This is a genomic window from Streptomyces sp. NPDC001880 (assembly GCF_053594575.1).
The window spans coordinates 11,658-25,923 of record NZ_JBSFET010000047.1 but is presented as its reverse complement, the minus strand read 5'-3'; the positions used below and the strand labels follow the sequence as shown (position 1 = coordinate 25,923).

At 70.8% G+C, this 14,266-nt stretch carries 14 protein-coding genes; 8 read left to right on the top strand and 6 right to left on the bottom strand.

Annotated features, from left to right (window positions below; all coding sequences use genetic code 11):
- Window positions 1-332 precede the first annotated feature (332 nt).
- Together ACWCQ6_RS23380 and ACWCQ6_RS23375 are read right to left on the bottom strand one after the other, a co-directional pair.
- Complete coding sequence (locus ACWCQ6_RS23380; RefSeq protein ID WP_451092121.1) at window positions 333-1,397, bottom strand: C40 family peptidase; 1,065 nt, start codon at window positions 1,395-1,397, stop codon at window positions 333-335.
- 272 nt (window positions 1,398-1,669) lie between these two features.
- Window positions 1,670-2,446 (bottom strand): class I SAM-dependent methyltransferase, encoded by a 777-nt coding sequence (locus tag ACWCQ6_RS23375; RefSeq protein ID WP_451092119.1) that lies wholly within the window; start codon window positions 2,444-2,446, stop codon window positions 1,670-1,672.
- 183 nt (window positions 2,447-2,629) lie between these two features.
- Between ACWCQ6_RS23375 and mshA the strand changes: the two genes are divergently transcribed.
- Window positions 2,630-3,970 carry a D-inositol-3-phosphate glycosyltransferase gene (gene mshA, locus ACWCQ6_RS23370; RefSeq protein WP_451092117.1) on the top strand — a complete coding sequence of 447 codons (1,341 nt, stop codon included), beginning with the start codon at window positions 2,630-2,632 and terminating at the stop codon, window positions 3,968-3,970.
- Window positions 3,971-3,984: 14 nt separating this feature from the next.
- On the top strand, window positions 3,985-4,527 hold the full coding sequence (locus ACWCQ6_RS23365) for a YbjN domain-containing protein (RefSeq protein ID WP_451092115.1): 543 nt from the start codon (window positions 3,985-3,987) through the stop codon (window positions 4,525-4,527).
- Window positions 4,528-4,762: 235 nt separating this feature from the next.
- On the opposite strand, the gene ACWCQ6_RS23360 is transcribed toward ACWCQ6_RS23365, so the two are convergent.
- The gene (locus ACWCQ6_RS23360; RefSeq protein ID WP_451092113.1) at window positions 4,763-5,773 is read right to left on the bottom strand and encodes a phosphotransferase family protein; all 1,011 of its coding nucleotides are present in this window, start codon (window positions 5,771-5,773) and stop codon (window positions 4,763-4,765) included.
- A 187-nt stretch (window positions 5,774-5,960) separates the two neighbouring features.
- Between ACWCQ6_RS23360 and ACWCQ6_RS23355 the strand changes: the two genes are divergently transcribed.
- The gene (locus ACWCQ6_RS23355) at window positions 5,961-6,752 is read left to right on the top strand and encodes a hypothetical protein (RefSeq protein ID WP_451092168.1); all 792 of its coding nucleotides are present in this window, start codon (window positions 5,961-5,963) and stop codon (window positions 6,750-6,752) included.
- Between the two features lie 140 nt (window positions 6,753-6,892).
- Here ACWCQ6_RS23355 and ACWCQ6_RS23350 read toward each other — a convergent pair whose 3' ends face one another.
- Window positions 6,893-7,135 carry a hypothetical protein gene (locus ACWCQ6_RS23350; RefSeq protein ID WP_451092111.1) on the bottom strand — a complete coding sequence of 81 codons (243 nt, stop codon included), beginning with the start codon at window positions 7,133-7,135 and terminating at the stop codon, window positions 6,893-6,895.
- A complete protein-coding gene (locus ACWCQ6_RS23345) occupies window positions 7,132-7,380 on the bottom strand; it encodes a hypothetical protein (RefSeq protein ID WP_451092109.1) in 249 nt (82 codons plus the stop codon). Before ACWCQ6_RS23345 ends, ACWCQ6_RS23350 begins: the two co-directional genes overlap by 4 nt.
- Before the next feature lie 135 nt (window positions 7,381-7,515).
- Between ACWCQ6_RS23345 and ACWCQ6_RS23340 the strand changes: the two genes are divergently transcribed.
- The 4 genes from ACWCQ6_RS23340 to ACWCQ6_RS23325 all read left to right on the top strand — a co-directional run bounded on the left by ACWCQ6_RS23340 (window position 7,516) and on the right by ACWCQ6_RS23325 (window position 11,167).
- Complete coding sequence (locus tag ACWCQ6_RS23340) at window positions 7,516-8,166, top strand: hypothetical protein (RefSeq protein WP_451092107.1); 651 nt, start codon at window positions 7,516-7,518, stop codon at window positions 8,164-8,166.
- Window positions 8,163-8,570, top strand: coding sequence for a hypothetical protein (locus ACWCQ6_RS23335; protein WP_451092105.1), 408 nt, complete (start codon window positions 8,163-8,165; stop codon window positions 8,568-8,570). The genes ACWCQ6_RS23340 and ACWCQ6_RS23335 overlap by 4 nt, the downstream gene beginning before the upstream one ends.
- Window positions 8,571-9,449: 879 nt before the next feature.
- A complete protein-coding gene (locus ACWCQ6_RS23330) occupies window positions 9,450-10,094 on the top strand; it encodes an RNA polymerase sigma factor (RefSeq protein WP_451092103.1) in 645 nt (214 codons plus the stop codon).
- Entirely contained in the window at window positions 10,091-11,167 is a 1,077-nt protein-coding gene (locus ACWCQ6_RS23325; RefSeq protein ID WP_451092101.1) for a CU044_5270 family protein, read from the top strand. The genes ACWCQ6_RS23330 and ACWCQ6_RS23325 overlap by 4 nt, the downstream gene beginning before the upstream one ends.
- Before the next feature lie 545 nt (window positions 11,168-11,712).
- On the opposite strand, the gene ACWCQ6_RS23320 is transcribed toward ACWCQ6_RS23325, so the two are convergent.
- Window positions 11,713-12,474 carry a phosphoglyceromutase gene (locus tag ACWCQ6_RS23320; RefSeq protein ID WP_451092099.1) on the bottom strand — a complete coding sequence of 254 codons (762 nt, stop codon included), beginning with the start codon at window positions 12,472-12,474 and terminating at the stop codon, window positions 11,713-11,715.
- 269 nt (window positions 12,475-12,743) lie between these two features.
- On the opposite strand from ACWCQ6_RS23320, the gene ACWCQ6_RS23315 reads away from it, so the two are divergent.
- Complete coding sequence (locus tag ACWCQ6_RS23315; protein ID WP_451092097.1) at window positions 12,744-14,090, top strand: MDR family MFS transporter; 1,347 nt, start codon at window positions 12,744-12,746, stop codon at window positions 14,088-14,090.
- Window positions 14,091-14,266: the final 176 nt, after the last annotated feature.

Here is a 14,266-nt window from a genome sequence, read left to right as displayed (position 1 = left end):
CAGACGGGGACGATAGCGGTCCCTGGCAGGGGAACGGAATGGCGTTCCGCGATCGGCCTCCGGCATATGCACAGCCATAAGCCGCGTCAGGTCACGGATCCGGCGAGATGTGCCGGGGCGGGGGCGGGTGTCCGGACATGACAAAGGTCACGCGGGGTGGCGGGCGGCGGGTGGCGCGGGTCACGCCCGTGGGGGTGCGGAGCGCTCCGCGGGGGGGTGCGGGGCGTCGTGGGGCGCCCGGGTGCGCCCCGGGAACGCTCTGTCCGCAATCGCCGGACAGGCTTGATCCCGCCCGATCCGGCGCCGGACCGGGCGGGATCAAGCCCGTTGGGTTACTTGTCCGGGCGTACGACGCCGAGAATCTGCATCGAGCCCGCGCCCGCCAGCGTGACGTTGCGGCCGGGGCGGGGGGCGTGCACGATCGCGCCGTCGCCGACGTACATGCCCACGTGACTGGCATCACCGTGGTAGATGATCAGGTCGCCGGGGCGCATGTCCTTGATGGCGATGTGCGGCAGCAGCCGCCACTGCTCCTGCGAGGTGCGGGGGATCGGCCGGCCCGCCGCCGCCCAGGCCTGTGAGGTGAGACCCGAGCAGTCGTACGACTTGGGGCCCTCGGCGCCCCAGACGTACGGCTTTCCTATCTGCGCGGTCGCGAAGGCCACCGCCTTCTTGCCGCTCGCGCTCGCCTCGCGGTTGATGTCCTTCAGGGCGCCGGAGCTGAGCCAGGCATTCTGCTGCTTGTACTCGGCCTCCTGCTCCAGCTTGAGCAGGCGGGCCAGCTCCTCCTTCTTGAGCTTCGACTCCAGCTTCTTCGCCGCGTTTATCTGCGCGTTGATCTTCTTCTTGGCCTTGGCCTGCTTGATCCGGTTGGCTTCGAGCTTCTTCCAGTTGGCGCTCGCGTCCTTGGTGTACGTCTCCAGGTCCTGCTGGGTCCTGGTCAGTTCGCCGAGCACACCCTTGGTGGCCTGCTGGCCCTCCCTGACCCGGCTCACCCCGTCCAGGAAGAGCTGCGGGTCGTCGCTGAGCATGAACTGGGCGCCGGGCGGCAGTCCGCCGCTGCGGTACTGCTCGCGGGCCTGGGCGCCCGCCTGGCTCTTGAGCTCGGCGATTTTCGCCTGGCCCACGACGATGGCGCGGGCCAGCTTCACGATCTCGCCGGACTGCTTCTCGGCCTTCTCCTCGGCGAGGTTGTACGCGTCGGTGGCCGCCCCGGCCTTGCGGTAGAGGGCGTCGATCTCCTTGCGTACCTCTTCGAGGCTCTTCTTCGACGCCGTGGACCCGGAGCCGGAGGGGGATGGGGGCGCGGGCTTGGCAAAGGCCTGGACCGGCGTGATGAGTACGGACAGCGCGCAGACCAGAGTGATCGCGGCTGAGGCACAGTGACGTCGGTTCACGAGATTCCCCTCCCGAATGAATCTGATTTACCGTCAGTAACTTTTCGCCGGTGTCGAGATCGTGCCATGCCGTACCGAAAATCAACAGAGGCGCACGCCCGCTGTCCTGACGGTCACACGGATCGCGTTCCCCGACTCGCCCTGCTCCCCTGCCGCCCCCTGACGCCCCCTGCCACCCCCTGCTCCCCTCTTCTGGACGAACGATGCCGCGTTCCCGTTCCCGTCCGCCTCCCCCGGACACCGCCCCGCCGGCTCCGTTCAGCCGATTCGGGCTACGGGTTGGGCCGGAGAGCGGCCCATTTCACCGTGACTTCGCCCTGGCGCCACCGCCGTACCCCGTCGGCCAGCGGCCAGTCGCCCGACAGCGACCGCACCGCCGTGATCCAGCGCTGCCGGGCGCCCAGCGAGGCGTACGGGGCCGCCGCGGCCCACGCCCGGTCGAAGTCCCGCAGGAACGCGTGGACCGGCTCGCCCGGCACATTGCGGTGGATCAGCGCCTTGGGCAGGCGCTCCGCGAGGTCGGAGGGGCGGTCCAGGGAGGCGAGCCGGGTCGCGAACGTGACCGTGCGCGGACCTTCCGGGCCGAGCGCCACCCATACGTGCCGGCGCCCGATCTCGTCGCAGGTGCCCTCCACCAGCAGCCCGCCCGGCGCGAGGCGGGCGCACAGCCGCTGCCAGACCGCGGCGACCTCGCCCTCGTCGTACTGGCGCAGCACATTCGCCGCCCGGATGAGGTCGGGGGGCTCGGGGAGCGGGATCTCGAAGCCGCCGTGCAGGAAGGTGAGGCCCTCGCGTTCGTACGGCTTCGCCGCCGCGACCCGCTCCGGGTCGATCTCGACACCGACCACGGACGTGCGCGGCTCGGCGGTGCGCAGCCGGTGCAGCAGTTCGACGGCGGTCCAGGGCGCGGCGCCGTACCCGAGGTCGACGGCGACGGGGCGGTCGGCGCGGCGCAGGGCCGGGCCGTGGGTGGCGGCGATCCAGCGGTCCATGCGGCGGAGCCGGTTCGGGTTGGTGGTCCCGCGGGTCGCGGTGCCGATGGGGCGCATGACAGCGAGCGTAACGATCTGCCGGCAGGCGGGTGACGGGCGCCCGGGGGCCACCGGGGTGCGGCGCGCGCACCGTAATGATTTGGTAAAGCGGAAATGAAAGGAGAGATTCCGCTGTTGCAGCCCTTCGCAGGGGCACGGGTCCCTTCGGTGTCATGCCCTGAATGAGGAGGACCGGACGACGTGAGTCAGTACGTCTCCCGGCGCGGCAGCAGCCGTGTCGCGCCGCGCCTCAGGTTTCCCGGCGGTCACCGCAAGCCCCGCCGCATCGCGATGCTCTCCGTGCACACCTCTCCGCTGCACCAGCCGGGCACGGGCGACGCGGGCGGCATGAACGTCTACATCGTGGAGCTGGCCAGGCGCCTCGCCGCGATCAACATCGAGGTCGAGATCTTCACCCGGTCCACCACCGGCGGGCTCCCCCCGGTGGTCGAGCTGGCGCCCGGCGTCCTGGTCCGGCACGTCGACGCGGGGCCGTACGAGGGGCTGGCCAAGGAGGAGTTGCCCGCCCAGCTCTGCGCCTTCACGCACGGCGTGATGCAGGCGTGGGCCGGCCAGCGCCCCGGCTACTACGACCTCGTCCACTCCCACTACTGGCTCTCCGGCCATGTCGGCTGGCTCGCCGCCCAGCGCTGGGGCGTCCCGCTCGTCCACGCCATGCACACCATGGCGAAGGTCAAGAACGCGGCGCTCGCGGCGGGCGACACCCCCGAGCCGGCGGCCCGCGTCATCGGCGAGACCCAGATCGTCGACGCGGCGAACCGGCTGATCGCCAACACCGCCGAGGAGGCGGACGAGCTCGTCCGCTTCTACGACGCCGATCCCGGCTCCGTCGCCGTCGTCCACCCCGGGGTCAACCTGGACCGCTTCAGCCCCGCCGACGGGCGGGCCGCGGCACGGGCCCGCCTCGGACTGCCGAAGGACGCCCTGATCCCGCTCTTCGCGGGCCGCATCCAGCCGCTGAAGGCCCCCGATGTGCTGCTGCGGGCGGTCGCCGTGCTGCTGGACCGCGACCCCACGCTGCGCTCCCGGATGGTCGTACCGGTCGTCGGCGGCCCGAGCGGCAGCGGGCTGGCCAAGCCGGAGGGGCTGCAGAAGCTGGCGGCGCGGCTGGGCATCGCCGATGTCGTACGGTTCCAGCCGCCGGTCGGGCAGGAGCGGCTCGCCGACTGGTTCCGGGCCGCTTCCGTGCTGGTCATGCCCTCGCACAGCGAGTCCTTCGGCCTGGTCGCCATCGAGGCGCAGGCGGCGGGCACCCCCGTCGTCGCGGCAGCCGTGGGCGGTCTCCCGGTGGCGGTGCGGGACGGCGTCAGCGGCATCCTGATACCCGGGCACGACCCGCAGGCGTACGCACAGGCGCTGGCCCGGTTCGCCGATGCGCCGGAACTGGTCGCCCGGATGGGTGCGGCGGCCGCCGCGCACGCCCAGGGCTTCGGCTGGGACACCGCCGCCTCCGCGACCGCCGACGTGTACACGGCTGCGATGCACGAACACCGCCGTCGCGTACGCCCGCTCCATGCCTGACGTACGCTCGCACCATGGCTGACGTACCCGACGGAGCGGCACCGACCGAAGCGGCGACGACGCAGGTCGCGCAGGTCATCGAGGCGACCCTGAGGGACGCCGGGCTCGCATGGGAGAGCCCCGGGCCGGGCGACTACGTGGTCACACTTCCCGGCACGCGCAAGCTGTCCACCACTTGCTCGCTGCGCGTCGGCAAGCACTCGCTCTCCCTCAACGCCTTCGTCGTACGCCACCCGGACGAGAACGACGCCGCGGTCCACCGCTGGCTGCTGGAGCGCAACCTCCGCCTCTTCGGGGTGAGTTACGCGATCGACGGGCTCGGCGACATCTATCTGGCCGGCAAGCTGCCGCTCTCCGTGGTCACCCCGCAGGAGCTGGACCGGCTGCTCGGCACGGTCCTCGAAGCGGCCGACGGTTCCTTCAACACCCTGCTGGAGCTGGGCTTCGCGAGCTCGATCCGCAAGGAGTACGAGTGGCGGGTGGCGCGCGGCGAATCCACCCGGAACCTGGACGCGTTCACACACCTGACCCAGCGCCCGGCCGAGCGCAGCAGCTGACCGACCCCGCCTGAACATTCCCCGGCGCACGCCTATTTCGTCGCGCCGGGGCACCGTGGCATGCTCGCCGCCGATGCAGACGTGAACGTTGTTCACATGGGTGAGACCAGGCTCGGATTCATGGTGATCAGCGCGATCAACGAGTACGGCCCACCTGAGGCGCCGTGGCCGCCCCATCCGTACGAGGGCCAGCGGGCACTGGCCGACTGAGGCCGGCAGGGGCCGGCGCCGCAGCTCAACCCCCGGTCCGCAGCGCCGACTCCACGTCCGCCAGGGCCGATTCGAGCTGTGGGGCGACATGCGTCCACGCCCAGTCCAGGTCCTCCTGGGGAGCGCGGCGCGGGACGGTCTCCACCAGCATGATCAGGTAGAGGTAGCAGCGGTAGAGCGCGAGCCGCAGCCGCACCGACGCGTCGAACACCACCGGTCGCCCGCTGCCCTCCGCGTACCCGGCGAGGAAGTCCTCGTCCTGCTCCATGTCCCCGAACAGGGCGAGTGATACGAAGTCGGCGACCGGGTCGCCCCAGAACATCCGCTCGCCGTCGATGATCCCGCCGATGCTCCGCGCCCCCGGCCCGCCGTCGACGAGGATGTTGCCCCGCCACAGGTCGAAGTGGACCAGGGCGGGGCGCGCGACGTCGTCGAGCACCGGCGACGCGGCGGCGAGCAGGGCACGGATCCCGGCCGTCGGGCGCGGCAGCCGGGCCCGGTGGCTGTCCGCGTCGGCGAGGACGGCGTCGGTCATCGCGGTGAACGCCTGCCGCCAGGTCGGGGCCAACGGGCCCACCGCCAGGGAGGGATAGCCGAAGCCGGCCGGGGCGGTGACGGCATGCAGCCGGGCGGCGATCCGCCCCAGGTCGTTGCGGAGCCGGCGCTCTTCCGCAGCGGACAGCGAGCCGGGAGCGAACTCGCTCCAGGGCAGGCCCGGACAGGCCGACATGATCACGTACGGGCCGGTGGGCGCGGCCGGGTCGAGCTCGCTGTGCAGGACGCGGGGGACCGGAGCCGAACCGTCCGCCAAGGCGTGGAACGTGGCCTCGTTGACCAGCAGATCGCGCTCGTAGCCCATCAGCGTTCCGGGTGTCGTGGGCGGCGGTATCTTCACCACCCAGTCGCTGCCGTCCGTGAGCCTCACCCGGGAGACCGTGTTGAACGTGCCTCCGGTGAGCGGTGCGCACGCGGCGATCCGGTCCTCCGTCAGACCGACGGAGCGGAGGACGGCCTGGGTTGTTCCGTCAGCCTGCATGGGGTGATCGCACCTCTGTGTCGGATTCCGGACCCGGCGTGAGCTTGCTGTGCCGGACAGCGCATTCACAGGATGATCACGGCGCCGTCACGATCACATCGCGTACCCGACTTGATTGATCATCAAACCATTTTCCGCTCATAGAGTGAGCAAACCGAAGACCCTGCTCAGAGAGACGGACCGGACCATGCGTTCCACCGCCATACGCCGTACCGCTGTTGCCGCCACCGCGGTGTCCCTGGCCCTGCTCGCCACCGCGTGCGGCGGCGGCTCGGACTCCGGTTCCGGGGACAAGGGGGCGGACGCCAAGGGCAAGGAGTCCGCGGCCGCCGCGCCCGCGGCCAAGGCGCTGAGCGCCGCCGAACTGGAGAAGGCCGCGCTGACCCAGGGCGACGTCAAGGGCCACAAGATCTCCAAGGCCGCTGCCAAGGACACGATCTCCGTCGACGACATCAAGGTCGAGAAGGAGGTCTGCGCCCCGCTCGCCAACGCGCTGATGGGTGCGCAGGTCGGCGAGCCGGGCGCCTTCACCAAGCGCACGGTCGTCAGCGAGCCGAAGAAGAGCAACCTGGAGAAGCAGGACAGCGGGGACGCCGAGGAGGCGTTCAAGGCGGCGTTCGACATCACGACGACGCAGCTGGCCCTCGGCTCGTACGACGGCAAGGGCGCGCAGGAGTCGGTCGCCTCGCTGCGCACCGCGGCCACCGAGTGCGCCGGCGGCTTCGAGTTCACGGCGGCCGGCGAGAAGCAGAAGGTCACCAAGATCACCGAGGAGCAGGTCAAGGGCGGCGAGGAGTCGGCCGCCTGGACCGTGCAGCTGGAACAGGGCGGGGAGAAGGGCGAGCTCAAGCTCGTCGCCATGCGCCAGGGCGCCTCGTTCGCCTCGTTCTCCTCGCTGAACCTGGCCGCGATGGGCGGCGGCGGGGACTTCGAGCTGCCGACCGCGGTGATCGAGGCGCAGGCCGCGAAGCTGGCCTGACGCCTGCCGGTGCGGGACGTGGGGCGTGGGGCGTACGAGTCCACGGCGCCCCCGCCGGTTCGTAGGACTTGCCGTACGGTCCGCACCGGCCGGTGCGGCCGGTGCGGCCGGCTCCGGGATGTGCCGGGCCCGCTGCCGGTTCAGGGCAGCGGGACGAGCCTCACCACGGTGACGATCAGGACGGTCCCGGAGACGTAATAGAGCACGATCGCCCCGGCGACCGTCGCCTCGCGGCGGTCGTGCTCGTTCTTGACGGCCGACGACCCGTGTCCGTACGGGTCGAGGCCCAGGGTGCGTGCCATCTCGGCGCGGAATCTCTCGCCGTCGCGCATCTTGGCCAGGGAGTCGTCGGCGGGCGGTGCGTAGGAGATGCGGTAGCTCAAGCGACGGTCCGCCTCTCGGCCTCGTCCTGTGCCAGCCGGTCCAGGATCCGCTCGGCCTCGGGATCGGGTACGGCCTCCAGCATCCAGTGCCGCATCACGGCCTGGATCTCGTGCACCCCCGCCTCGTTGATGGCGCGGTCGAACTCCTCGCGCCGCTCCTCGGGCAGCGTGGCCCGGATGGCCGGAATGCTGTTGGGCACGTCGACCTCTGCGCCGCCGACGAAGGTTTTCAGGGGCTCGCCCATGGTTGCTCTCCCCGCTCTCCTTGCTCTCTTCGCACGGCCCGTCCGGTCGGCTTCGCCCTTGCGAGGGCCGGTACTCGGGCCACCGTAACGCCGGTGCCGACGGCGGACACGGAACCCACGCGATACGTTCGCCGCGTGACAGCGACATCGTGGGACATATTGCTGATCGGTGGCGCCTCGGGCGTCGGAAAGAGCCGGGCGGCGGCCCAACTGGCCGCTGAATCGGATGAGTCGAAGGGGTTCGTGGTCGAGTTCGACGACGTGGTCAGCGCCGTCGGGGCCATGACGACGGCCGAACACCACCCCGCACTCCACCACTTCGAGGGCATCCCCGACGCGGCGCGGCTCACCGTCGAGCAGGTGCTGGACCTTCAGATCGCCACCGCCAGGGCCCTCGAACCCGCGGTGCTGGGCGTGGTCCGCAACCGGCTCACCGTCGACGTATCCGCCGTGATCGAGGGCGACTACCTCACCCCGGCCGCCGCGGCGGAAGCCGTCCGCGAGGGACGGGCGGCCGGCCGCCGGGTGCGGGCGGTGTTCCTGCACGAGCAGGACCCGGAACAGATCCTCGCCAACTACACCGCCAGGGAACCCGGCAGCGGCGAACAGCGCCACCGCGCACAGGTCAGCGCCGCGTACTCGCACTGGCTGTCCCGCCAGGCCGCCCGGCACGGACTGCCGGTGGTCGAATGCCGCCCCTGGACCGGCCTCGCGGGGCGCGTGGAACGGGCGTTGGGGCAGTACGGGCCGGTGATGTCAGACCCCGCACCTACGCTCGGACCATGAGCGTCTCCATCTACTACAGCGCCCGCCGGGCACAGCCGCTGACCGCCGCCGAGTCGGCCGCCGTCGAGCACGTGGTCGCCGCGCGCGCCCGGTCGTTCCCGTACGACGACGAGGAGAGCCTGTACTTGTACGGCGGTGACCACAACGAGGACGACCAGATCATCGCCGGCTCCACGAAACTGCCGCGCGACCCCGGCCGGTGGCTGCCGGTGACAGCCCATGTGCTCGACTCCGTCACCGAGTTGCGCCACGCCGTCGGGGGAGCCGAGTGGCACGTCCACATCGACGACGTCGACGTCCCGTGGGACGAGACGGAGGGGTACGCCCTGCCGGGCATGCGCGACGAGGCACTCGCGGCCGAGCTCGGCGGACTGTGCGACAACCCGGGCGAACAGCCCGGGTGAGGGGAAGCGAGGAAACCGGGAACCCCCTGCCCGCGGGGCAACCGCGGGCAGGGGGCACGTCATGAGCGTCGGGAGTCTCCGGCGCTGGTTACTTCTCCTTGCCCTGGGTCTTGCTGCCGATCCTGGAGACCAGGGTTTTCGCAGGTCCGGACGGTTCCGATGCCCCGAGAGGTGGTTGGCACCGGTCCGAGGCCATCGCGGGTTGTCCTCGGACGGCCCACAGACGGCCCGGCAGACGCCTTGCGACCCTTCTGATCCGCAGCTCCGGCCAGAAGGTCGGCGACGGCCATACCGGCTACTACGAGGCCCCTGAGAGACGGTAGCGGACGGGGACGGTTGCTGTGGTTGCGGTACTGCGCTGCTGTACGCCTACTTTGAAGGGGCGCTCCTGCCGCTCCGGCGAGCCGTCCCGCGATAGACCACCCAGAGGCTGACCAGGACCAGCAGCGCTCCGCCGATTGGCCAACCCGCGGATCCGCCGGCACGGTAATCCCTGATGCCGATCGCAAGCAGGAGTGCGGCCAGGCCCAACCCTGCCCAGTCGAGGGCCTTGTTCAATCTCTCGGGAACCGAAGGATCATTCACATTCTGATCCTTACAGGCGCTTGTGTCCTCCACCAGATGCGAGCGCACATCAGGCGCAGTCCAACGGCGATTGTCGTCCGTCAGGTGAATGACCCGCCGGACCCGCGACGCCGGGAGAACCGGGGCGGGAGCTTTGCTGTGACCGCGTAGGTTCACGTTCACCGGGTGCGCCCGGTCGCCATTCCGTCCCCGATCGCCGACGGGCTGTTCCTCGGCCCGTCGGCGATCACATGTGACACGCGTCACGGGAACCCGCGGTGAGGTGCCGGACAGCTGAGGGGGGTGAGCACACACATGCGTACCCGGATACGGGCCGGGGAATCGAGCGCGTTCGCGGAGCTGTACGACAGCTACGCCCGCACGGTTTACAACCATGCGTTCCGGCTGACCGCTGACTGGGCAACGGCCGAGGACGTGATGGCCGCGACGTTCATGGAGGCCTGGCGACTGCGTCACAAGGTCGACCCCGAAGGCGGCTCGTTGCGGCTCTGGCTGCTCGGCATCGCCACCAACACCGCACGCAACCAGACCCGGAGCAATCGGCGCTACCGGGCCGCGGCCGGTGCCGCCGCCCGGGCCGAGATGGCGGTGCCGGACCACGCCGAGGAGGTCGCGGGCCGGGTCGACGACCGGCGGCGCCTCGCCGCCGCACTCACCGCGCTGGCCGCGCTGCGAAGACCGGAGCGCGAGGTCCTCACCCTCTGCCTGTGGGAGGGCCTGGAGTACACGGCCGCCGCCGAGACGCTCGGAATCCCGGTCGGCACAGTCCGTTCCCGCCTCTCCCGGGCCCGCGCGAAGCTGCGCAAGCTCGCCGACACCGAACTGGCCTCGGCGGCAACCGGATCGGTGAAAAGAAATCGGGAACCCGTGGCAGGTCTCGGACAGATAAGAGGCGATCGCAGAACCGCGATCCGGCCCGTACAGGAAGGAATCCGATGAACGCGAACCCGTCCCGGCAGAGCCCGGCCGAGTGGGAGGAGAGCGCACAGCTGCTCCCGCTGACGACTCGCGAACTTCCGCCGGGCCGTCACCAGTTCCACAAGGAGCAACTGATGACCCGGATCCAGCAAGAAGAAGAACGTACCGCGACGGCAGCCGCCGCCGAGCCGAAGACGCGGCGCTTCACGATGCCGCGCCGCGCCTTCGTCGTACCCGCGATGGCATGCGCCCTGGCCGGGGCGGTCGTCGTGGGAGCCTCGATGTTCAACTCGGGCGGCGAGGGCACACGGGTGGCCGGCGGGTCGGTCCCGACCACGTCGGCCGGCGGGGCCGCCACCAAGGGCGTGCCCCAGTTGCTCGACCAGATTTCGCTGGCGGCGGCCGAGGTGCCCGACCCGAAGGCGGGCCAGTACGTCTACATCGAGTCGAAGGCGACCTCCACCGGCGTGGGCGTCGACGGCCCCGGCAAGCCCAGCGTGATCCACCACAAGCTGCACAAGCGTCAGGTCTGGAATTCTCTCGACGGTACCAAGGGGTGGCTGATCGACCCGGTCGCCAACAAGATCCCCGGGGGCCAGAGCCTGGACGACATCGACGACGGGCGGGCCGTCGAACCGAAGGACCCGATTAACGGGGCGTCTTACAACGACCTGGCCAAGCTGCCCACCGACCCCGACAAGCTGCTGCAGATGATCTACAAGGAGACCAAGGGCCAGGGCAGGAACCCCGACCAGCAGGCCTTCGCAACCATCGGCGACCTGCTCACCGAGAGCTACCCGCCGGCCGAGCTCTACTCCGCCCTGTTCAAGGCCGCCGCGAAGATCCCCGGGGTCGTGGTGGTGGACGACGCGGTGGACGCGGCGGGCCGGCACGGGGTTGCGGTGGCCCGGCAGGACGCCGGTGTGCGCGAAGAGTGGATCTTCGACAAGAAGACCCATGTCTACCTGGGCACCCGCACCGTTGTGGTCGAGGACAGTGGCCTCCACAAGCGCGGCACGGTGCTGGGCACCAGCGCCATCATGAAGCGGGCCTTCGTCGACGACATCAAGCAGACCCCGACCGAGAAGGGCTGAGGGCTGAGGGCTTGAGGGCTTGATGGCTCCCGCCTTCGCTTCCCCGGGGCCCCGGAGGTCTCTTCCCCGAGGTCTCCGGGGGGCCTCTCCCTTTCTGCCGCAGGGTGACGTCGCCCTGGTTGTCATCGATGACGGCCACATAGGGGAGCGCAGTGCCAGCCGTCCGCCATCCGCCAGAACACGACCGTTCCATGTGTCCACGGTCCTCCGGTCAGGACGGGTTCGTCTTCCGTCCAGTAAAGGGCACTGGATCGCGCTTCGTCCCATCGTTCGCTCGGTGGGGCCCCGACCTTTCGAAGGGCATCGACGACGACTGTGACGTACTGGCACATCTCAGCGTGTCCCAGGAGTGCTGCGTCCTTCACGGCGGCCATCCCTGTCCGTCTCTCTTGCGTGTCGGCCTTCGGAGCGGGGTGTGCCGTGTGGAGAAGCCAGGATGACGCCTGACGGCCCAGGGACGGCCCCAGCACAGCGACAAGCCCCCTACTCGCGGAGAAACCGCAGGTAGGGGGCTCGTCCGGAGCGTCAGGCGCTTCCGGCGCTGCTTACTTCTTCTTGCCCTGGTTCTTCACGGCCTCGATGGCGGCCTTCGCCGCGTCCGGGTCGAGGTACGTGCCGCCCGGCTTCAGGGGGCGGAAGTCGGCGTCCAGCTCGTAGACGAGCGGGATGCCGGTCGGGATGTTCAGGCCCGCGATGTCGGCGTCGGAGATGCCGTCGAGGTGCTTGACCAGGGCCCGGAGGCTGTTGCCGTGGGCGGCGACCAGGACGGTCCGGCCGTCGAGGAGGTCCGGGACGATGCCGTCGTACCAGTACGGCAGCATGCGGGCGACGACGTCCTTGAGGCACTCGGTGCGCGGGCGCAGCTCCGGCGGGATCGTCGCGTAGCGCGGGTCGGCGCTCTGCGAGAACTCGGTGCCGTCCTCCAGGGCGGGCGGCGGGGTGTCGTAGGAGCGGCGCCAGAGCATGAACTGCTCCTCGCCGAACTCGGCGAGCGTCTGCGCCTTGTCCTTGCCCTGCAGGGCGCCGTAGTGGCGCTCGTTCAGCCGCCAGGTGCGGTGGACCGGGATCCAGTGGCGGTCCGCGGACTCCAGCGCGAGCTGCGCGGTGCGGATGGCGCGCTTCTGGAGGGAGGTGTGCAGCACATCGGGGAGCAGACCGGCGTCCTTGAGCAGCTCACCGCCGCGGACTGCCTCCTTCTCGCCCTTCTCCGTGAGGTTGACGTCCACCCAGCCGGTGAACAGGTTCTTCGCGTTCCATTCGCTCTCGCCGTGGCGGAGGAGGATCAGCTTGTACGGTGCGTCGGCCATGGGCCCGAGCGTAATCGAACCCGTACGGGCTTCGTACGGCCGGTCACAGGGTGGACAGGGCGGGCAGGGCGGGCAGGGCGGGCAGGACGGACGGGACGGACAGGGCGGACAGGGCGGACGGGGCGGGCTCGGCGGGCGGCCGGGAGCGGGACGATTGACGGCCGGCGTCAATTGAGTGGCGGACCGGAATCCAGGATTCGTAACGTTCGGACAGCAGCAGGGCCGCTTACCCACCGCGTCCGTTCCGTACTTCCCTGGGGGGATTCCGTATGTCTGTCGCCGGTCTCGGACGGGCCGCCCGCGAATCCGTGTCCGGGCTCCCCAGACAGTTCTGGTGGCTGTGGACCAGCACGCTGGTCAACCGCCTCGGCGGCTTCGTCGCCACGTTCATGGCGCTCTACCTGACCCTGGACCGGGGCTACTCGGCCTCGTACGCCGGCCTGGTCGCCGCGCTGCACGGGCTCGGCGGGGTCGTCTCCTCGCTCGGGGCGGGGGTGATGACCGACCGGCTCGGCCGCCGGCCCACCATGCTCATCGCACAGACGTCGACGGCCGTGTCCGTGGCCGTGCTCGGGTTCATGGTCCACCCGGTGGCGATCGCGGCGGTCGCCTTCCTCGTCGGCATGGCCAGCAACGCGTCGCGGCCCGCCGTGCAGGCGATGATGGCCGACATCGTCCGGCCCGAGGACCGGGTGCGGGCCTTCTCGCTCAACTACTGGGCCATCAACCTCGGCTTCGCCGTCTCGTCGGCCGGTGCCGGGTTCGTCGCCGAGTACAGCTATCTCGCCGGGTTCCTCGGAGAGGCCGCGATGACGCTGGCCTGCGCCGTGGTCGTCTTCATGAAGGTGCCCGAGACACGGCCGGACAAGCCGGTGGTGTCCGGGCGCGCGGTCGACGACGGTGCGGAGGAGGTCCGGCTCTCCACGGTGCTGCGCGACGGTCGGTTCATGAGCGTCGTCGGGCTGTCCTTCGTCATCGCCCTGATCTTCCAGCAGGGGTACGTGGGGCTGCCGGTGGCCATGGGGGCCGACGGGTTCTCCAGCTCCGACTTCGGCACCGCGGTCGCCGTCAACGGGGTGCTGATCGTGGTGCTCCAGATCCCCGTCACCCGCTTCATCCAGCACCGCGACCCGCGCCGGCTGCTCGTCGTGTCGTCGCTGCTGGCGGGGTACGGGTTCGGGCTGACCGTGTTCGCCGGGTCGGTCGCGGTCTACGCGCTGACCATCTGCGTCTGGACGGTCGCCGAGATCGTCAACTCGCCGATCCAGAGCAGTCTGGTCGTCCGGCTGTCGCCGGCCCGGGGCCGCGGCCGCTACCAGGGCATGTACACGATGTCGTGGTCCGCGGCCGCGCTGATCGCGCCGCTGATGTCGGGCCTGGTGATCGACCGCTTCGGGGCCGAGTGGCTGTGGGGCGCCTGCGCCGTGCTGGGGACCGGGGCCGCGCTGGGGTACTGGCTGCTGATGCGGAACCTTCCGGGCCGGGAGAACCTTCCGGGCCGGGACGGCGCGGCGACCGAGGTCGGCCGAGGCACGTCCGAGGCCGACCGGGTCGCGGAGAGCGGCGGGGGAGAGCCCGCTCCGGGGGCCGAGGCCGCCGTCGAGCGGACGGTCTGAGAGCCGCCTCCCCGTACGCGTCGCCCCGCACACGGCGTCGCCCCGCACACGGCGTCCCACGCACCCGCCCAGCACGCGTCGCCCCGCACATACACGCCGCCCCGCACACGGCGGCGCCCCGCGCGGAGACGAACTGCCCCGCGCGGGGCGCACTCGGGCCTGTCCGGCGGATCAGG

Bases quoted from the DNA above. Each gene is read 5' to 3' on its own strand.
- ACWCQ6_RS23375 (WP_451092119.1), bottom strand. From the start codon at position 2,446: ATGCGCCCCATCGGCACCGCGACCCGCGGGACCACCAACCCGAACCGG.
- ACWCQ6_RS23365 (WP_451092115.1), top strand. From the start codon at position 3,985: ATGGCTGACGTACCCGACGGAGCGGCACCGACCGAAGCGGCGACGACG.
- ACWCQ6_RS23360 (WP_451092113.1), bottom strand. From the start codon at position 5,773: ATGCAGGCTGACGGAACAACCCAGGCCGTCCTCCGCTCCGTCGGTCTG.
- ACWCQ6_RS23355 (WP_451092168.1), top strand. From the start codon at position 5,961: ATGCGTTCCACCGCCATACGCCGTACCGCTGTTGCCGCCACCGCGGTG.
- ACWCQ6_RS23345 (WP_451092109.1), bottom strand. From the start codon at position 7,380: ATGGGCGAGCCCCTGAAAACCTTCGTCGGCGGCGCAGAGGTCGACGTG.
- ACWCQ6_RS23335 (WP_451092105.1), top strand. From the start codon at position 8,163: ATGAGCGTCTCCATCTACTACAGCGCCCGCCGGGCACAGCCGCTGACC.
- ACWCQ6_RS23330 (WP_451092103.1), top strand. From the start codon at position 9,450: ATGCGTACCCGGATACGGGCCGGGGAATCGAGCGCGTTCGCGGAGCTG.
- ACWCQ6_RS23325 (WP_451092101.1), top strand. From the start codon at position 10,091: ATGAACGCGAACCCGTCCCGGCAGAGCCCGGCCGAGTGGGAGGAGAGC.
- ACWCQ6_RS23320 (WP_451092099.1), bottom strand. From the start codon at position 12,474: ATGGCCGACGCACCGTACAAGCTGATCCTCCTCCGCCACGGCGAGAGC.
- ACWCQ6_RS23315 (WP_451092097.1), top strand. From the start codon at position 12,744: ATGTCTGTCGCCGGTCTCGGACGGGCCGCCCGCGAATCCGTGTCCGGG.